Source organism: Oceanobacillus massiliensis str. N'diop (assembly GCF_000285495.1).
GTDB classification, from domain to species: Bacteria; Bacillota; Bacilli; order Bacillales; family Amphibacillaceae; genus Oceanobacillus; species Oceanobacillus massiliensis.
Genome location: NZ_HE610976.1, coordinates 229,438 through 247,478, shown reverse-complemented (window position 1 = coordinate 247,478; position 18,041 = coordinate 229,438). Strand labels below are relative to the sequence as shown.

20 protein-coding genes and 1 riboswitch are annotated in these 18,041 nt (G+C 41.1%); of the genes, 16 read left to right on the top strand and 4 right to left on the bottom strand.

Translation table 11 applies throughout. The features are described 5' to 3' along the window. Positions 1-309 precede the first annotated feature (309 nt). The 3 genes from adh (at position 310) to OMHG_RS01460 (ending at position 2,874) form a co-directional block, all read left to right on the top strand. Positions 310-1,830 (top strand): aldehyde dehydrogenase, encoded by a 1,521-nt coding sequence (gene adh, locus OMHG_RS01470; protein ID WP_010647673.1) that lies wholly within the window; start codon positions 310-312, stop codon positions 1,828-1,830. A gap of 15 nt (positions 1,831-1,845) precedes the next feature. Beyond that, a complete protein-coding gene (locus OMHG_RS01465; protein ID WP_010647671.1) occupies positions 1,846-2,205 on the top strand; it encodes a DUF779 domain-containing protein in 360 nt (119 codons plus the stop codon). Between the two features lie 225 nt (positions 2,206-2,430). Continuing rightward, on the top strand, positions 2,431-2,874 hold the full coding sequence (locus OMHG_RS01460; RefSeq protein WP_010647669.1) for an IDEAL domain-containing protein: 444 nt from the start codon (positions 2,431-2,433) through the stop codon (positions 2,872-2,874). A gap of 109 nt (positions 2,875-2,983) precedes the next feature. Here the strand turns inward: OMHG_RS01460 and OMHG_RS01455 are convergent, their stop codons facing one another. From OMHG_RS01455 to OMHG_RS01445, 3 genes are all read right to left on the bottom strand, one after another. Beyond that, entirely contained in the window at positions 2,984-4,993 is a 2,010-nt protein-coding gene (locus OMHG_RS01455) for a penicillin-binding transpeptidase domain-containing protein (RefSeq protein ID WP_010647667.1), read from the bottom strand. Between the two features lie 119 nt (positions 4,994-5,112). Continuing rightward, positions 5,113-6,051, bottom strand: coding sequence for an LCP family glycopolymer transferase (locus OMHG_RS01450; RefSeq protein WP_010647665.1), 939 nt, complete (start codon positions 6,049-6,051; stop codon positions 5,113-5,115). 1,037 nt (positions 6,052-7,088) lie between these two features. Continuing rightward, entirely contained in the window at positions 7,089-7,682 is a 594-nt protein-coding gene (locus OMHG_RS01445) for a class D sortase (RefSeq protein WP_010647663.1), read from the bottom strand. 476 nt (positions 7,683-8,158) lie between these two features. Between OMHG_RS01445 and OMHG_RS01440 the strand changes: the two genes are divergently transcribed. The 11 genes from OMHG_RS01440 to OMHG_RS18675 all read left to right on the top strand — a co-directional run bounded on the left by OMHG_RS01440 (position 8,159) and on the right by OMHG_RS18675 (position 15,143). After that, the gene (locus OMHG_RS01440; protein ID WP_010647661.1) at positions 8,159-8,791 is read left to right on the top strand and encodes a CalY family protein; all 633 of its coding nucleotides are present in this window, start codon (positions 8,159-8,161) and stop codon (positions 8,789-8,791) included. A 104-nt stretch (positions 8,792-8,895) separates the two neighbouring features. Continuing rightward, the gene (locus OMHG_RS01435) at positions 8,896-9,462 is read left to right on the top strand and encodes a TasA family protein (protein ID WP_010647660.1); all 567 of its coding nucleotides are present in this window, start codon (positions 8,896-8,898) and stop codon (positions 9,460-9,462) included. Between the two features lie 157 nt (positions 9,463-9,619). Then, positions 9,620-10,477: an amyloid fiber anchoring/assembly protein TapA gene (gene tapA / locus OMHG_RS01430; protein ID WP_237566140.1), complete on the top strand. Its 858-nt coding sequence runs from the start codon at positions 9,620-9,622 to the stop codon at positions 10,475-10,477. Beyond that, entirely contained in the window at positions 10,461-11,057 is a 597-nt protein-coding gene (gene sipW / locus OMHG_RS01425) for a signal peptidase I SipW (RefSeq protein ID WP_010647655.1), read from the top strand. The genes tapA and sipW overlap by 17 nt, the downstream gene beginning before the upstream one ends. 35 nt (positions 11,058-11,092) lie before the next feature. Further along, positions 11,093-11,770, top strand: coding sequence for a TasA family protein (locus tag OMHG_RS01420; protein WP_049887910.1), 678 nt, complete (start codon positions 11,093-11,095; stop codon positions 11,768-11,770). Between the two features lie 118 nt (positions 11,771-11,888). Further along, a riboswitch (cyclic di-GMP riboswitch) is annotated at positions 11,889-11,972 on the top strand. Positions 11,973-11,994: 22 nt separating this feature from the next. Continuing rightward, complete coding sequence (locus tag OMHG_RS17675; protein WP_010647652.1) at positions 11,995-12,123, top strand: anti-repressor SinI family protein; 129 nt, start codon at positions 11,995-11,997, stop codon at positions 12,121-12,123. 78 nt (positions 12,124-12,201) lie between these two features. Next, positions 12,202-12,531: a helix-turn-helix domain-containing protein gene (locus OMHG_RS01415; RefSeq protein WP_010647650.1), complete on the top strand. Its 330-nt coding sequence runs from the start codon at positions 12,202-12,204 to the stop codon at positions 12,529-12,531. Between the two features lie 117 nt (positions 12,532-12,648). After that, positions 12,649-13,185 (top strand): RNA polymerase sigma factor, encoded by a 537-nt coding sequence (locus OMHG_RS01410; protein ID WP_010647648.1) that lies wholly within the window; start codon positions 12,649-12,651, stop codon positions 13,183-13,185. Next, entirely contained in the window at positions 13,166-14,212 is a 1,047-nt protein-coding gene (locus OMHG_RS01405) for an anti sigma factor C-terminal domain-containing protein (RefSeq protein WP_010647645.1), read from the top strand. The genes OMHG_RS01410 and OMHG_RS01405 overlap by 20 nt, the downstream gene beginning before the upstream one ends. 123 nt (positions 14,213-14,335) lie before the next feature. Beyond that, positions 14,336-14,833, top strand: coding sequence for a VanZ family protein (locus tag OMHG_RS01400; RefSeq protein ID WP_010647642.1), 498 nt, complete (start codon positions 14,336-14,338; stop codon positions 14,831-14,833). A gap of 151 nt (positions 14,834-14,984) precedes the next feature. Further along, positions 14,985-15,143, top strand: a complete 159-nt coding sequence (locus OMHG_RS18675) for a hypothetical protein (RefSeq protein WP_010647640.1) — start codon at positions 14,985-14,987, stop codon at positions 15,141-15,143. A 38-nt stretch (positions 15,144-15,181) separates the two neighbouring features. Here OMHG_RS18675 and OMHG_RS01395 read toward each other — a convergent pair whose 3' ends face one another. Beyond that, entirely contained in the window at positions 15,182-15,832 is a 651-nt protein-coding gene (locus OMHG_RS01395) for a YigZ family protein (RefSeq protein WP_010647638.1), read from the bottom strand. A 169-nt stretch (positions 15,833-16,001) separates the two neighbouring features. Between OMHG_RS01395 and OMHG_RS01390 the strand changes: the two genes are divergently transcribed. Both OMHG_RS01390 and OMHG_RS01385 read left to right on the top strand, forming a co-directional pair. Beyond that, the gene (locus OMHG_RS01390) at positions 16,002-17,141 is read left to right on the top strand and encodes a sensor histidine kinase (RefSeq protein ID WP_010647637.1); all 1,140 of its coding nucleotides are present in this window, start codon (positions 16,002-16,004) and stop codon (positions 17,139-17,141) included. Positions 17,142-17,273: 132 nt separating this feature from the next. After that, positions 17,274-17,966 carry a response regulator gene (locus OMHG_RS01385; protein ID WP_010647636.1) on the top strand — a complete coding sequence of 231 codons (693 nt, stop codon included), beginning with the start codon at positions 17,274-17,276 and terminating at the stop codon, positions 17,964-17,966. Positions 17,967-18,041 lie beyond the last annotated feature (75 nt).

Sequence of the window (18,041 nt, the reverse complement as noted above, 5' to 3'; positions counted from 1 at the left end):
CTGAAGCTATTCTTATGAAATCATAGTACAATACATGCAAGTATTCGAACGTTGGGAATCCAGCGTTTTTTCTTATAGCTTCAGCTTAAAAAACCTCTGAGCCGATTTTGGTCAGGGGTTTTTAAATATGTTTTGAAGCATTTACTGCATGGCAAGGCTCTCGACTAATCCTCCAAACCTTCATTTGTTGTGTTTTAATTATTGGAATAATTAAACTTATTTTGTTATACTCTAAAACTAGAGTGACGGACACCAAGTTCTTCATCAATTAATTGTAATCGCTTACAATAAAGAGGAGGAATTTATTTAATGAGGTATGCCAACCCAAATACTGAAGGAGCACTAGTACACTTTAAAGAAAGATATGATAATTTTATTGGTGGTGAATATCGCCCCCCTGCAAATGGAAAATACTTTGAAAATGTCAGCCCTGTAACAGGCAAGGTTTTCTGTGAAGTTGCCAGGTCTACCAAGGAGGATGTCGAGGCTGCCCTGGATGCAGCGCATGCAGCTAAGGAGGAGTGGGGCAAAACATCTGTCACAGAAAGGTCAGTCATATTGAATAAAATAGCTGACCGTCTGGAAGAGAACCTGGAGATGCTGGCCGTTGCAGAGACCTGGGATAATGGAAAAGCTGTCAGAGAAACATTGGCTGCGGATATGCCATTGGCGGTTGATCATTTTCGATATTTTGCGGGAGTTATTCGGGCACAAGAAGGTGGAATCAGCCAGATCGACCATGATACGGTTGCCTACCACTTTCATGAACCGCTTGGGGTTGTAGGGCAAATAATACCGTGGAATTTCCCTATTTTAATGGCTGTATGGAAATTGGCGCCGGCTCTTGCTGCGGGTAACTGTGTGGTACTGAAACCAGCAGAACAGACACCAGCCTCGATCCATGTCCTGATAGAACAAATAAAAGACTTGCTTCCTCCAGGAGTAATCAATATTGTAAATGGCTTTGGTGTGGAAGCTGGTAAGCCCCTTGCATCAAACAGCCGGATTTCGAAAATTGCCTTTACGGGTGAAACAACGACCGGACGTTTAATCATGCAATATGCCTCGGAAAATATCATACCAGTGACATTAGAGCTTGGAGGAAAATCGCCAAATATCTTTTTTGAAGATGTAATGGATGAAGAGGACGGATTCCTGGACAAAGCAATTGAAGGAATGGTTATGTTCGCTCTCAATCAAGGGGAAGTTTGTACCTGTCCGTCCCGTGCCCTTGTCCATGAATCGATTTACGACAAATTTATGGATAAGGCAATCGAGCGTGTCAATCAAATCAAAATTGGCCATCCGCTTGATACAGAAACAATGATGGGGGCTCAAGCTTCCGAGGAACAAATGGAAAAAATCAAATCCTATTTGGATATCGGCAAACAGGAGGGTGCCGAAGTAATAGTCGGCGGTAATGTCAATAAACTGGAGGATGAGCTGGAAAGTGGCTATTATGTAGAGCCGACAATCTTTAAAGGCGATAATAAGATGCGCATTTTCCAAGAAGAAATCTTTGGTCCAGTCCTTTCTGTAACAACGTTTAAAGATAAAGAGGAAGCAATGGAAATTGCAAATGACACCCTATATGGTCTAGGTGCAGGAATCTGGACTCGTAATATCAACACGGCTTACCGATTCGGAAGGGGAATCCAGGCTGGCCGTGTATGGACCAACTGCTATCATCAATATCCGGCACATGCAGCATTCGGCGGCTATAAGAAGTCTGGTATTGGCAGAGAAAATCATTTGATGATGCTTGGTCATTATCAGCAGACAAAGAATCTGCTGATTAGCTATAGCGAGGGAGCAGCAGGATTGTTCTAAGAAAGGGTGTGACAAATGGCTGAACGTGTGAAGGCGACTGAAGCGGCACTGACATTAATAGAGAACTTGAAGGCAGCGCATGGGCCGCTAATGTTTCATCAGTCTGGTGGCTGCTGTGACGGCAGCTCACCAATGTGCTACCCAAGAGATGAATTTCGGACCGGTGAATCAGACATACTGCTTGGAGAAATAGGGGGAACTCCGTTTTATATTTCCAAAGATCAATATGAGTATTGGAAACATACACAGCTGATTATCGATGCAGTAAAGGGGAGAGGCGGGATGTTCTCCCTGGAAGGTCCGGAGGGGAAGCGGTTTCTGACAAGGTCACGTGTATTTACGGAAGAGGAATTAAAAGCGGATGATATAGAATGAAAATTTCTATATTTAGATTATATTTCGAGTATGTCAATCATGGTAAACAAATTCTATCCATACAAATCTGATTGTATGCTGAGATTTGAAGATTTCTCTAATAAGAATTTAAATGAGTGCAGCGCTTAAAAAAATCGCTCTTGTAATTATATGTGAATTCATGTAGAATAAATTAACTGAAAATTTAGATTGGTAATACGCACGATAAATTGGGAGGTGGAATCGATGGTAACTGTTAAAATGCTAAAGCCCTATTATGTCAAAACAGAACAGGAATCTATTCGGGTCATATTGGCATATCAATATTTTTCTGTCATGATCAACAAAAAGGTTTATCAGTTCATCCCGGTTGAGTCCAATGAAATACGGATTAATCGAAAGACGAAAAAGGTTGAAAATACCGAAGCAGTTTTTGCCTTTCAAAATGGTAAAGATATTGTAAATGTGCCAATGTCCAAGCTCATCTCCATCCCTGATTTCTTGCAGCAGCTCCATTCAATTGCTGAATCGTATTACCAAAATGAATCTGAATTAAGTAAGACAGAACAGGAGAAAGCAATTGCCCTTCTGATTGATGATCTTGAAAAAGATAACTTGAAAAGATTGATAGATAGAGCGCTTGACCTTCGGGATAAGAAATCATTTTACGCTCTATCAAAACAATTATAAAAGAGTGCGTATTCTTGGTTTAACCAAAAAATCCAGGCTATGATTCAAAATTCTTCAGTTAGAATTTGAATTCGCCCGGATTTTTTATTGGAGTCTAAAAGGATTCTGTTTATTTAAGTTGTTTCAGTACATTGGTAACGTTGACCACGGCTGGATTTGGATCTCTGCCCTGTGCTTTCTCAACCATCATGGCAATAAGAATATCCTGGTCTTCAGTTGGATAGGCAACAAACCATCTGTTCTCATCACCTGACTCTTCTGGGGTGAGCTTCAGTTCAGCCGTTCCTGTCTTACCGGAAACGGGGAAACCTGCGTCCTGAGCATATTTACCAGTTCCCTCCGTAACGACTTTTCGGAGCGTATCCTTGATCTTTGTTGCCTGATCAGCTGTAATCAATCCTTCTTTCCATACCTGGGAAGCTTCTTCACTGGTAAGGAAGGTTGGTTTGATCATGTTGCCACCATTCAGGAAAGTGGTATACGTTGTTGCCAGGTGAAGGGCAGTCATTTCCAGTTCACCTTGTCCGTAGCTAGTATTAGCAGCAAGAACTTCATCATTCAGTTCACCGCTTGCTGAGATGGTCGACTGGGTTACCGGATATTCGTAAGGGAATTCCTCACCAATACCAAATTCCTTCAATCCAGCTGCCAAAGCATCTGCACCCATCTCGACGGATCTTTGTGCAAAATAGATATTATCCGATCTGATCAGCGCATTTTCCAAGTCTACCGGCCCGTTGGAAGTGGAGACCCTTGTCACTTCATAATTCCCCCATCCCTCTCCATTACTCCAGGTAAGGCCTTCGATTTCATTTCCCTCGCCCCATTTAATGCTGCCATTTTTCAACCCGATCGCTCCTGTTACTGGTTTAATGACTGAGCCAGGTGCGAAGGTGGAGGAGAAACGATTGAGCAACGGAGTCTGTTCGTCGTTTTCCAGTTGTTCCCAGAAATTCCCGGATGTACCGTAGAGCGCTTCATTTGGATCAAAGGAAGGGCTGCTTACCAGTGCCAGTGTTTCACCTGTTTTCGGATGAATGGCGGCAGCTGTTCCAGCATCTTCATCGAATGAGTCAAACAATTTCTCCTGTACGTTAATATCAATCGTTACTGTGATGGTTTCTCCATCTTCAACAGGAGTCTCAGCAAGAACGATTTCTTCCTGGCCATCTTTATTGATAACAATTTTGGCCCCTTTTTTTCCTTTGAGTTGTTCCTCATATAATTGCTCAAGTCCACGTGAACCGATTTTGTCATTTGCACTGTATTGAGAAGAATCTAGTTCTTCCAGGTCTTCGGCAGTAATATCACGAATATAGCCAACCAGATGTGCGGCAGCTTCACCGGCAGGATAGATACGCCCGGTAATTTCTCTGCGCTGTACCCCTTCAATTGCCATCAGATCGGAAAGCAGTTCCTCTTCTGTTGGCATGACATTTTTAAGCGGAACGAACAGATTATCTTCAACCCAGCCTGCGCTTAAAGCATTATCAATTGCCTCTGTACTCATCCCAAGCAGGTCGGCAATCTGCGCTTTTGCCTGATCCGGGTTAGTCATTTCACCCGGGACAACGCCAACTTCATAAATAATGTCATTGATTGCGAGTGGCATTTGGTTACGGTCGAGGATTTCGCCGCGCTTTGGTGCTGTTGACTGGATATCGATCTCCCCGCCATCTTTCAAGTCAGGGAAAATATAGCCTGGATCCCATTCTACATACCAATTGGGTTCCTCCTCATCATCGCCCTCCTGTACAAGTGTAGCTTCATAATCATAAGTAACCGGACCGGCGAGTGTTTCCATAGACACACTGAAAGGCAGTGTTGCACTACCTTCCTCCATGGCTGTTTCCAGTTCTTCTTCACTTAATTTCTTATAATCTATCTTCAGGTCAGAGACACCAAGGTCATTGAATATTTTCTCTGTACGCAATGCCGATTGATCTTCGGGATAGGCTTCTTTTGCGCTGGAAGAGAACAGCCCATACATTTCCTCATAGTTCCCTTCGTTCCAAAGCTTGACATAATCTCCGAACCGCTCATTCGGTGTGACCTGATCATCATTGGAACAAGCTGCTGTAAACAACAGAACAGTAAATAAAATAACTAATCGTTTCATTATAGAAAAAACCCCCATTAATATTCTATCTATAGTATAGCAAATATCCGGTACAAAAATTTGTATGGAGAACAAAAAAGTCACACTGCAGGATTCACAGGTGACTTTGTTTGTACAAGTTAGTTTGCATTCATATGGTTATTGATTTCGGTTGTGATTCGACTGAATTCGGAATCAGGTACAATATAGTACCAAATATTGCCGATTGTTTGACCAGAACCGCTGATTTCCATTGTAGTTACATTCTTTCTGGCACCAGCATAGTTATTAAAGATGGTCGTTAACCTCTTCATATCGAGATCTGTTTGAACATTGTCACCCAGTATGGTCAAAATTTCTCCTACTTTTGTTATGCTGGAAAAGCTGGCCGCTTCGTTCATAGCCGCTGTAATGACATCCCTTTGGCGCTCGTTACGTCCCATATCTCCGCGAGGATCTTCCTTGCGCATCCGGATATAGCTCAATGCTTCTTCGCCATTTAGTGTAATTTGTCCTTCCTGGAAATTGTCTCCGCCGCTTGAAAAAGCAGTACTATTGGTCACGGTAACGCCACCAAGTGCATCGATTCCCTGTTGGAAGCCTTCCATATTCACACGTGCATATGCATGAACAGGCAGGTCAAAAGCTTCTTCGACAGTCTGGACAGACAGCTCTGTACCGCCGAAAGCATAGGCGTGGTTTATTTTATCCATCCCACGGTCTGGAATATTTACGTACGTGTCTCTTGGGATGCTCAGCATGATCATCGAATCGGTTTTGGGATTGATGGACATAAGTATCATGGTATCTGAACGGCCTTTGTCTCCGGAACGTTCATCAACTCCGAGCAGTAGTACATTGATGGAATCCTTCTCTTTAAAAAGATTTTCTACTTCCTTCTCCCGCTCTGGATCCCTGTCCAGTGGATTGTGCATTGTTTCCACGGTAGCTCCGACCTGGTTCCATACATATAAGCCATAGCCGCCAGCTAAAAGAATGATTGCCAAAATGATCCCGCCGACCCATAAGGGCCATTTCCGTCTTTTTTTATGTTGCTTTTTTTCAGCTCTTGTTACCACTCTCGTATTCTCCTCTTTATTAAAGTTCATTTATTTTGATGGATTATAAGTCTTTTTGACTAGTAGTTCATGAGAAAATGTATCGAATCTTGGGTAAATTATAGCTGAAATGGCGAATTAAGTCTATCAAATTCGATAAAACAATACATAAATTCTGAAAGATTATTTTCTCAAAGATTGTTGTTTTTACATAAAATATATAAACTGCGACGTAATTTGATGATGAGCTTATCTCCACTCCGGAAATACACTGCGCTTTCCGCGGGCTCGCACTAAGCCTCCTCGCTCGCAAAGTTCGCTCTCTGTGGGGTCTTAGCGTCTTCGCTTTCCCGCAGGACAAGGAAGGCTGCGGCAGCAAGACATCGCACGCAGAAATTGCGAATGCAATTTCAAGGAGTCTCCGTGTATTTCCTGCGCTGTGATTTAGCTTGCTGAATCAAATTACTGATATTCGATTCGATGTAATTTAATGATATGCTTTATCCCACTCCGGAAATACACTACGCTTTCCGCGGGCTCGCGCTAAGCCTCCTCGCTCGCAAAGTTCGCTCTCTGTGGGGTCTTAGCGTCTACGCTTTTCCCGCAGGAGTCTCCGTGTATTTCCTCCGTTAAGATTTAGCTTTCTGAATCGAATTACTGTTATTCAATTATTAGGCTGATTGATTGGAGCGCAGGGCAGTCGACTCCAGCGGGAAAAGCAACGGCTGAAGATCCCGCAAGAAGCCGGGCTTGCTTCTGAGGAAGCTGAAGCGTTGCCCGCGGAAAGCGACTGCCCGGAGCGGAAATCGACGGATGCTGTTATCGAGCAGAGTATCCATTTATTTAAGATGGGATGAGATTGGTAAGCAAGAAATCAGCATAGCATCTCCTTTTTTCGACTCCAGCGCGGAAAAGCGACTGCCCGGAGCGGAAATCGGCAGAGTCTGTTATGTCGCAGTTTCTACCAAATACAAATTAAGAAATAGCAACAATACTTACGAAAAGAGGCTTCTGGAATTGCTTAAGAAGGGGGATGGGTATTTGTTAATGCACCACTATTATTCATCCTTCTGTGAAACTGGCAAAGCAGTAATGATGTAACGTTCAGGGGCACTACCAATAAATGAGAAGGGGTAGCATGTTGTCAACGTCAGAACTTCTTTATCATGGGGAACAATGATAGTGCGGTCGTCTGCATCAACTATTTTTGTTTCAGATATCTTATAGCTGAATTCTCCGTAAGATAGCTTTATCGTCAGGATATCGCCAATAAGCAGCTCTCCCATCCTCCGAAAAACTGTATCCCTGTGTCCGGATAAGACAATTTGATCATTCTGCTCGGGATAGGCAGTTCCTGCATAGTGTCCGACACCTTTGGCGAGTTCATCTTCATCGGTACCCTCAACAATGGGAAGATCGGATTCCAGTTTCGGAATGTGCAGGATGCCGACTGTTTCACCTGTCTGTGGTGAAAAAGATGTTGCTGATTTGCCGGACCCGTCATCAACCTCTTGGAAGGGTTCTGCTTCCAATAATGCTATGGCCTTATCCATAGTATCTTTCTGAGCGGATTCCATCTGAAAAAAGGAATATCCGCCATAGGCTAGAATAATCAATCCAATAATGATGAAAAGAACAGATAACTTATTCATGGGACAATCTCCTCAAATCTGCATATATTTTATTCCGCGAAGTTCATTGGAATTTCAGCAGGTACCCCTATACAACTCAACCGTCAATGTTCATTATAAAGGATTAATTTATAATTAAAAAACGAAAAATGAGATAGATGGAGATAAACTTAGTAAATTAAAGAAAACTGTTCTTAATCAAGAAAAAACGAACGAATTTAAGGGTTTTCATTATGGTAAATATAACCTATACTGCGGTTAGTTGTTCTTTATAAGAAACGAAAATGAACTTTGAAAAGAACAATCGGTTATTTATCCAGATACATAGAAAGGAGGATTATCGCTGTGGCAAGTCTTGTCCGTTGATGCACTACTCCAATTGTACGGCAATCTTCAGCATCCGTACATAGGAAAATGAAGCAATTCATTTCCAACAGCGAAGATCAAAAGCAATATGGGGAGTAATTAAAAATTATAATTTATCAGGAGGAGTTCAAATGAGCATTAAGAAAAAATTAGGTATGGGTGCAGCAACAGCGGCATTGGGAATAGCTTTGGTCGGTGGAGGGACATTTGCATACTTTAATGATGTAGAAGCAACAAATAGTACGTTTGCAGCTGGTACGCTGGATTTAGCTGCCAATCCGACAACAATTATTGACGTTGCTAACATAAAGCCTGGCGACACGATGGTTCGCGAATTTGTTTTAGAAAATAACGGTACTTTAGATATTTCAACAATAGATTTATCTACTGCATATTCAGTGACCGATGCAAAAGGTGACAATGTTGAAGACTTTGGTAAACATATTAAGGTGCTATTCCTTGAAAACGCAGATAAGACCGGTGATGGCTGGGTGATTGGGGATTATAATGATGTCATTTCCGAGACGACTCTATATGATTTACAGAACATGACACCAGATGCGGCAGAGAATCTCCAAAGCTGGATCACTTGGTTCTTGGGGCTAAACGGTGAAGATAGCGGTATGGATGCAGGGACGAGTGACCAAATGTATGTAGCATTCGAATTTGTTGATAACGGTGAAGACCAAAACGAATTCCAAGGTGATGCTCTTGAGCTTGAATGGACGTTTACTGCACACCAAACGGAAGGCGAGTTAAAATAATTTAAATAGAAAAAATGATTCTTATTCAGAGAGGGGATCCCCCTTTCTGAATAAATCATATTTTAATACTGTGATATACATACAAAGAGTTAAGGAGGTAAAAAATGAATTTCAAAAAGAAATTAGGTATGGGACTTGCAATTGCTGCGCTTGGATTCAGTCTAATTGGCGGTGGCACATTTGCCTTCTTCAGTGATACGGAAGAGACTCATAACAGATTTACTTCAGGTACGCTGGATTTGATTCTCAAATCAAAGGATGATTCGGAAGTGGTTGATGTGAACCTGGAGAATTTGAAGCCTGGTGATTGGAAGGTTCATCAATTCCGCCTCTATAATAAAGGGACTCTAAATTTCAAAGATGTGAAACTAAACGTGGATTACACAGAAACTGATACGAATAATAATAACAATGGTGAAGATTTCGCCGATCACATACTGATTCAGATTACGAACACTGAAACGAATAAAAAAATAGTAGAGTGGACACCGTTAAGCCAACTGGATGATGTGGTATTATCTGAAAACCTTGGGGCAGGAGAAAGAGATATACTTCGTACAAACTTTAAATTCCAAGACAACGGGGAAAATCAGAATGTATTCATGGGAGATAGTCTGGACTTCAATCTGATATTTGAAGCAAGCCAGGAAGACGGAGAAGTTATGGATTAATACAATGGGAAGGGTTACCCTCTTCTTTTTACCAGTGATTCTCCGGATTCTCCTGATGTGACTGCAGGTTTTCTATTTTCTTTGTTTTATTAAGGGTTGCAAACCGGATTTGAATTTTTAATAAAGCCAAGTAAATAAGGAGGATACCCATTTGCGCATGAGACGTATACGAAAGTTCCAAACGAACAAAAAGTTCCGGCTTTTGCTGAAAACGTTGGCCATTTGTTACATAGCCTTTTTATCGTTAAGCTTTTTATCCTCTAATACTATTGCATATTATAACAAGGCGAAGGAAACAAATTTCACCCTGAATGCCGGAACCTGGTGGGACGGGAGTGAACTTAAATTTACGGGTAAGGGAAATCAAAATATCAAATCCTGCCCGGAAACGGAAATAGCCGTTGAGATAAAAAATATCGGAAAATCAATGGCAGGAGATACTGTTTATAAAGTGTACTATGCAGAAACCGGAAATCCGAAGAAGCAGGGAGAGTTAGCGGCGGAAGGAAAGATTGCAGCTTTAGCAGAGGGAGAGACTTCTGATCTAAAGCATATGGCCGGACAGGAAGGCTTCTATACTTTCAAGATTATTCAAAGGCCCGATTATGAGGGGAAAAGTAAAGATGAATGGAGTGAAAAAGTAAAGGTCAAATGTAAAGATGAAAAAGAACATAAACCAGAGGATAAGAAGATAGAAGAACAAGGGAAAACTGAAGAAAAGACAGTGAAACCATCTGAAGAACAACCGGAAACATCAGAAACAACAGAAGAAGCTGAAAAAGAATCAAAGGAATCTGAAGAGAGTGAAGAACCTGAAGAGCCCATAAGTAAGGATGACGATTCAGAACAGGAAAAGGAAAATGAAAATACAGAAAAAAATGCTGAAACACAAGCGGATACGGAAGGAAATTCAGGCAGTTCTATACAGTCGGAAGCCAAACAATCGGAGCCAGTAAAGGCAGAAAAAGGAACTGAAGAAACAGGGGAGGATACAATAAATGAAGAAACTAAATAAAAGAATCGTATTGAGGTGGCTCAATAACATAACAACAACCATTCTATTTATCCTGATGATCGGCATGCTATTTCTGGTCGTGTCATCTAAGGTTTCTGGCGGGGAACCGCAAGCATTCGGCTATCAATTGAAAACGGTCCTTTCCGGTTCGATGGAGCCAGGCATTAAAACCGGTTCCATCATAGCAGTCAAACCGGGTGGCGACATGAGCAGATTCAAAGAGAATGATGTCATCACATTCATGGAAGAGGACAATAAGCTGATCACACACCGGGTTACAGAAGTAGTCCAAAGCGGTGAAAATGTGATGTACCGTACAAAAGGTGACAATAACAATGCAGAGGACATGGATCCAGTGCTTTCGGAAAATGTAGTGGCAGTGTATACCGGGTTTACCATACCATATATCGGCTATCTTGTTAATTTCGCACAGACTCAGAATGGGGCATTTATGCTCCTGATTCCTGGGATTCTACTAATAGCCTATGCAGGCTTTACAATCTGGCAGGCCATCCGGCAAATTGAATTGACAAACAAGAATAGTGAACATGATGGGAAAGAAAAGAGTGCAGCGCAGTAAAAATCTGGTTTTTCTGCATTAAAGGGGGCGATTATTTGCATAAGTGGATGTCGATCATAATGTCAGCAGTCTTATTGCTAATCATTGTTATACCGATTCATTCTCTAGCTGATGAAGGTGGCGAGGATAATGAAGAACAACCAAGAACTTCTGAAATAGATATTAGCCTGTCACCAAGTGATGTGCTGTTTGATATTACCAACATGAAGCCAGGTGACTGGGCGCCACGGACAATCATCGTTCAAAATTCAGGAATCCTTGACTTTTCATACCAAATGGAACTGCGCAATGATGGCAGCCAAAAGTTGTTCAATGAACTGATGATGGAAATAACAGATGTGGAGGGAGAACTTTATAATGGTAAGCTGGCTGAATTTGATGTATTGCCTATAAGGGATATTGAAGCTGGAAAAGAAGAAGAATTAACGATAACTATCCGATTTCCGGAACATCTCGGTAATGAATTTCAGGGAACAAATTCGGCATTTGCTTTCCTTTTCACGGCAGAAGGTGCCGAACAAGCGGATTCATCAGACAAAGATGAACAAATTGTTGAAGGTGCGGTAAGCGGTGGAGATGGTTCTTCGGGTGGATTATCATTACCGGAAACGGCAACGAACATTTTCAATGTGCTTATTTTAGGAGGCATCTTCCTGGTAATAGGATTTCTTATCTTATTATTAAACCGTAGAAGAGTAACGGATCGTTCCTAATCTGCCAATCGACTAAATTGGCCCCTTAGACCTTACAAAACTAGTCTGTATACGACAAAACAAGTCACACAAACATTGCCATATTTATAGTATCATAGTCATATAAATAATCGAAATCCTCAGTAAAGGGCAAACCTATTGAAAAATAGGGACGCAAAGTCACGGGTCTAAAGTATTAAACTATGACGGCTGGATTGTCTGGATAAAAAAATGGGGGACTAATTTTGGAAAAAACAATTGATAATGTAGCAGTTGATCAAGAGTGGGTATTGCTAATTAAGAATGCAAAGAGATTAGGTTTGACTATGGAGGAGATACGACAATTTCTGCTCGGTGCAGGGCAAAAGGCATAATTTTCAAGAAATACCGTACTTTATATAGAACTATTCACTGTAATTATGATATAATCTGCAGTGAAAGTGGGTGAGAGCTTGATCGGTGAAAAAATAAAAAGACTGCGGCAAGAAAAGCGAATGTCCATTTCCGAGCTTGCTGAAAAAGCTGGAGTGGCCAAATCATACTTAAGTTCAATCGAAAGAAATCTTCAATCCAATCCATCGATCCAGTTTATTGAGAAAATCAGTAGTGTACTTGGTGTCTCGGTAAATGAAATCATCAATGATTATAATTCTGAAGATATTGCTGAACTTGACAGTGAGTGGATGCAGATCGTGCAGGAAGCAATGAAATCAGGAGTTTCCAAAGAACAGTTCAAGGAATATCTGGAATTTAATAAATGGCGACAGAATCAGGATAATTAGCCCTCAAACCGTCGAGCTGACCGCTTAACGGTTTTTTGTTGTGGAAAAAAAACGAAAGAAAAGATGTAACATTTTAGCTCCAGCTGCGTTATAACATACTGAAGGGGGCGGTGCTGATTGAAAAAATACATATTTGAAGAATTGTTTGAGCAGTATCAGCTCCCGCTGTATAGATATCTAATGCAAATGAGCAGGAATCGGGAAACAGCCGAAGAACTATTGCAGGAGACTTTTTACCGGGCAATGGTATCGTTGAAAGTGAAAAATATGTATCAGGCAAAGGCATGGCTGTTCAAAGTGGCGCGGAATCTTTATATCGATTCTCTGAGAAAAGCCAAGTCAGAGCGGCGTATGGTGGAAGAAGTGAAGCGGGGGCATATTCCCGTCAGTGATATTGGAAATCCGGAAGAACAACTGGAGAGAAAAACACGGCAGGAGGAACTGGAGGAAGTGATGGCATTGCTTCCCGAACGAATGAGAACAATCCTCTACTTGAGGGAAATCCAAGGTTTTACATACAAAGAGCTTCAGACCGCCATGAATCTCTCGGAAGGTCAGGTCAAAATCATATTACATAGAGCAAGAGAGACGTTCCGGCAATATGACTTAAAGCTTAGTGGAAGGAGACTGGGACATGAAGATGAAAGAAGATAAGGTGCTGAAAGACTGGAAGAATGACGAAACTGGAATGGATAAAAAATTTGCGCGCCGTATCGTATGGCGAACCAGATTATCGCTAGGTTTGACGGTGCTTAGGACATTATTTGTGATTTTGTTCTTGTATATTCTATATATCATACCAGTGTCGATCTATTATCATGCTTCCGGAAAAGAGGCGGAATTTGACCGGCTCGTAACAACTTTGGTGGAGACGAGGCACCCTGCCATTTCTGTAGATAAATCTTCTGTAGGCAATACGGAGATTAATCCCTTGCTAACCCAGCATACAACACTTGCAATTTACAAAAAGATTGGTGATTGGGAAGTGATCGTCGGTGAAGTAACAGCAAGGAAAATGCTGTTTGGGAAAGTGTCATATACAATCGATTTTAATCAGAAGTATTTGAACTTGGATAATGGCAATTCCTTCGCAGTTTCTCCAGATTTGCTCGGGGAAAAGCTGGTAGATAGTCAAGGAGATACAACAAAAAATCAGATCCGGGAGCAGCTTAATATGGTGGAAGACGGTTTCGTTGCACAGATTCAATTTTCCACAAAGGAAAGCATGTCACCAGAAGGAATGCGTGAAGTTTTGGAAGACTACGATGTGAATATCCAGCAAATGCCCGTCTATGGCGGAGAGTTAACAGAAGTGGAGTCGCCATCCGGAAAAGCTGGCCAGTTCACATTTGTACCATCACTCATGCTCACTCCTGCTTTGAGATTTGGAGAGAACAGCAGATCCTTTTCATCTGATGGTTCCTTATCCACAGGTGACAGTCTGGATGACGCAATAGATCAGTTTATTGAAAATATGGATTGGCTGATCGAGACCGGGAATTATCGGGATAGGGACCTTGATAAACAACGTCTCGAATATATGAAAGAAAATGGTGTGAAAGTGTTTGGAGCAACGGTTACAGGGCCGGTACGGGAGGTCGAAAAGCTAATCGAGGAGGATTCGTTTCACCAATTTTACCTTGGCGGGATAGAAGTCTGGAATTGGCATAGTGTGCAATAGTTAGGTGGTGGAAAAATATTTAAAAAAAGCTATACTGGTAAAAGAAATAAAATTCCGAAAGCGGGGCGGTTCAGGCTCCAATAGTAACGTTTCTTTTGGAGCATAGAAAGGAAAGCATCGAAAATGAGTGTGAAAAAGCTTCTGTATTGGTTATTGCCGATCGGCTGGATGGGAGTCATCTTCTATTCCTCTGCGACGCCATATGAAAAACAGGATATCAAACCGTTTCTTGGCTCTATTCAGCTGGATTTTATGGAGCCTGTGCTGGAATGGATCTCATTTACATATCATCATTCTATTATCAGTGTGGACGAGCTCGGTGTTAATGGTTTTATCGAATTCTTTATTAGAAAAGGCGCTCATGTGACAGTGTTTTTCCTGCTTGCCTGCTTTTTCTGCATCGCCTTAAAGAAGACTACAAAGCTGGATTTGTCACGAATACTCGCTTGGTCATTTCTGCTTACTGTACTTTTTGCTGTTTCAGATGAATGGCATCAGGGTATGACTCCTAATAGGACCCCATATGCTGGAGATGTATTGCTGGATAGTTTGGGTGCTGCACTTGCTATGATTCTCATCTTTTTTTGGAATAAATTTCGAGACGGACAGAAAAACGTTTGAATGTGTCGAATGTTTTTGTGAATTTAGAGATAATTTTATTTTTATTGACAAAAAAAGACACAAACCTGTCTAGGAATATGATATAGTTCTGATAGCTAGTAAACTAGCAGAGATAGTTTTGTGGAAAACTCGTAAAAAGGCGGGAAAAGAAATGGTTGAGCAAGAACAGTATAAAAATATGCTGAAACGTATGATCAGCGAAACGGAAGATTGTAAAATCCGTAGCTCTGAAGAAATGATCAGAATGCTGGTCAATGAACTGGCAAGAAATAAGAATCTTGAAAAATATACACAATCGCTTGTAAAATAGAAACTGCATCCTCTCCGTGAGAATGCAGTTTTTTTTGTTCAGTTCATATCTGTAGCCGTGATATCGATTTCCACATATTTATTTCCGGTGGCTTTAATCTGTGCTTGGTCATTCGTCAGGTCAATGAGCCAATCTTTGAACGCATCTTGTTCTTGATCTTTAACGTAAACGATAAACTCCACTTTTTCGAGATAATGAATCGTTTCCAGTATATGATCTGAATTTCGCAGCACATTTTCCAGCTTTCCTAATAGCCCATAATCAACCTTTATTGAGAAACCTTGCATCAATTGTCTTTCGACAACACCAGTTTCATTTATAGCATGAGACGTGGTGCTGCCATAAGCACGAATAAGCCCTCCGGCACCAAGCTTAATGCCTCCAAAATATCTGGTTACCACTACGGCCGTGTCCTTTAAGTGCTGCTTTTTCAGAACTTCGAGAATCGGTACGCCTGCAGTACCGCTAGGCTCTCCATCATCATTGGCTTTTTGGATCTGGTCATGCTCACCGATAATATATGCTGAACAGTTATGTGTTGCATCATGGTGTTTTTTCTTTATCTCTTGAATAAAGTCATGGGCAGCTTCTTCACTCTCCACACGCCGTACATATCCGATGAATCGGGATTTTTGTATGATTTGCTGACCATTTCCTTCACGTTTTACAGTATAATAGTTTTTCAGCATCTTGATTTTCTCTCCTTAAACGCACATTATAGAAGGTAGAAATAGTTAAATAAATTATTTGAAGGCAATAAATAACCATTTAAGGATAATATTTCCTGAATATAGGGAAAAGACCCTACAAAAAAAGTTAAGATATACGAATAATTATATCATAGATTGGTGGATAACTATGGCGGTTAAAATAAGTGAAAAGGCTTTGGACCATGTCATTGATGAAATGATCGACGTCGTTGAAAATAGCAAGGACGAAATTTTCAATATCAGCGAAGAAGCACGCAAGGAACATGAACACCTTGTTAAAGAGCTGAAAATAACCAAAGAAAAGGTGCTTCGGCATATTGAGAATGGGGATCAGCTTGAAGAAAGGGTCCGATTTTCACGGCAGCGATTGGCAGAAGTGAGCAAATACTTTGAGCGATACACAGAGGCAGAGATACGAGAGGTATATGAGAATACCCATCTAATGCAGACAAATCTTGCCATGCTTCGTCAGGAAGAAAGAGTATTGCGCAATAAGCGGGATGAATTGGAAAGAAGACTAATGACCTTATCACATACAATCGATCGGGCTGAAGGATTGGCCGGCAAAATTTCCGTAATTCTTACCTACTTACAAGATGATTTCAGGCAAGTTAACGAAATGATAGAAAACGCAAAGGAAAAACAGGAGTTTGGCCTTAAAATAATCGAAGCACAGGAGGATGAGCGCAGAAAGATATCGAGAGAAATTCACGATGGACCTGCACAAATGCTTGCTAATATCCTGCTTCGATCCGAACTGATGGAACGCACGGTACGGGACGGGACAGCAGAACAGGCAATAGCCGAAATAAGAAGTGTCAGAGAAATGGTTCGGTCTTCTTTATATGAGGTCAGAAGAATAATCTATGACCTCCGGCCGATGGCTTTGGATGACCTTGGACTAGTCCCTACTATAAAAAAATACGTTGCAAACATTTCGGATTATAATCACTTAACAGTCGACTTTACTGTTATTGGAGAAGAAAAGCGTTTCAATCAAAAGTATGAGATTGCTTTCTTCCGGCTGATGCAGGAATCTATTCAAAATGCCATCAAACATAGCGGCGCCAACCTCATCCAAGTGAAACTGGAAATTCGAAGAGATAGTCTCACCATGCTAATCAAAGATAATGGTAAAGGATTCGATCAGAGTGTCAAAAAGGATAAATCCTTTGGACTGATTGGTATGAGGGAGAGAGTCGAAATGCTGGAGGGTCAGCTTATCATCCAGTCTGGCGTCGGTAAGGGAACATCAATTATAATAAAAGTTCCCTATTCAGCGTCATAAGTATATAATAGTCTATAAGAAAAACAAAAATCATAGATAAAAAAACATAGAGAAAACTATAGAGAAAAAAGAATCTATCATATACATGTAATAGGAAAATTTCTAATAAGAATACGGGAGGAAAAATATCAAATGAATAGAGAAAAAGAAATTCGTATTGTTCTAATAGATGACCATAAATTATTTCGGGAGGGTGTAAAACGAATCCTGGAATTCGAACCTTCATTTAACGTCGTTGCTGAGGGCGATGATGGTGCGATTGCTTCGAAATTGGTCAAAGAGAATAATCCCGACGTGGTATTGATGGACATCAACATGCCAGAAATAAATGGTGTTCAGGCTACCGCGGATCTAGTTAGATATTTTCCAAATTCTAAAGTTATCATTCTTTCCATCCATGATGATGAGAGCTATGTGACACATGCACTTAAAACAGGGGCACAGGGATATTTGCTGAAAGAAATGGATTCTGATTCCTTGATAGAAGCTATTAAAGTGGTCAGTGAAGGCGGATCTTACCTTCATCCAAAGGTGACGCATAACTTGGTGAAGGAATACCGTCGCCTAGCAAAGGAAAACTCATCGAGTATCGCTGATAAAGGGATTGAATACCGCAAACCGCTTCATCTGCTGACGAAACGGGAATGTCAGGTGCTTCAGCTTCTTGCAGACGGCAAAAGCAATCGTGCCGTTGCAGAAACATTGTATATCAGTGAAAAAACAGTTAAAAACCATGTCAGCAATATTTTACAGAAAATGAATGTAAATGATCGCACACAGGCAGTAGTTTCCGCCATCCGCAAAGGTTGGGTGGAAGTAATCTGACTGTAGGATATATGAAGAAACCAATGCCCTGATGCTTGTGTGCATCAGGGTATTTTGTGTGTATTTAAATAAATA

Excerpts from the sequence above, each read along its gene's own strand:
- OMHG_RS01445 (WP_010647663.1), bottom strand. The coding sequence starts at position 7,682 with ATGAATAAGTTATCTGTTCTTTTCATCATTATTGGATTGATTATTCTA.
- sipW (WP_010647655.1), top strand. The coding sequence starts at position 10,461 with ATGAAGAAACTAAATAAAAGAATCGTATTGAGGTGGCTCAATAACATA.
- OMHG_RS01455 (WP_010647667.1), bottom strand. The coding sequence starts at position 4,993 with ATGAAACGATTAGTTATTTTATTTACTGTTCTGTTGTTTACAGCAGCT.
- OMHG_RS01405 (WP_010647645.1), top strand. The coding sequence starts at position 13,166 with ATGAAGATGAAAGAAGATAAGGTGCTGAAAGACTGGAAGAATGACGAA.
- OMHG_RS01395 (WP_010647638.1), bottom strand. The coding sequence starts at position 15,832 with ATGCTGAAAAACTATTATACTGTAAAACGTGAAGGAAATGGTCAGCAA.
- adh (WP_010647673.1), top strand. The coding sequence starts at position 310 with ATGAGGTATGCCAACCCAAATACTGAAGGAGCACTAGTACACTTTAAA.
- OMHG_RS18675 (WP_010647640.1), top strand. The coding sequence starts at position 14,985 with ATGGTTGAGCAAGAACAGTATAAAAATATGCTGAAACGTATGATCAGC.
- OMHG_RS01390 (WP_010647637.1), top strand. The coding sequence starts at position 16,002 with ATGGCGGTTAAAATAAGTGAAAAGGCTTTGGACCATGTCATTGATGAA.
- OMHG_RS01460 (WP_010647669.1), top strand. The coding sequence starts at position 2,431 with ATGGTAACTGTTAAAATGCTAAAGCCCTATTATGTCAAAACAGAACAG.
- tapA (WP_237566140.1), top strand. The coding sequence starts at position 9,620 with ATGAGACGTATACGAAAGTTCCAAACGAACAAAAAGTTCCGGCTTTTG.
- OMHG_RS01385 (WP_010647636.1), top strand. The coding sequence starts at position 17,274 with ATGAATAGAGAAAAAGAAATTCGTATTGTTCTAATAGATGACCATAAA.
- OMHG_RS01435 (WP_010647660.1), top strand. The coding sequence starts at position 8,896 with ATGAATTTCAAAAAGAAATTAGGTATGGGACTTGCAATTGCTGCGCTT.
- OMHG_RS01440 (WP_010647661.1), top strand. The coding sequence starts at position 8,159 with ATGAGCATTAAGAAAAAATTAGGTATGGGTGCAGCAACAGCGGCATTG.
- OMHG_RS01465 (WP_010647671.1), top strand. The coding sequence starts at position 1,846 with ATGGCTGAACGTGTGAAGGCGACTGAAGCGGCACTGACATTAATAGAG.
- OMHG_RS01400 (WP_010647642.1), top strand. The coding sequence starts at position 14,336 with ATGAGTGTGAAAAAGCTTCTGTATTGGTTATTGCCGATCGGCTGGATG.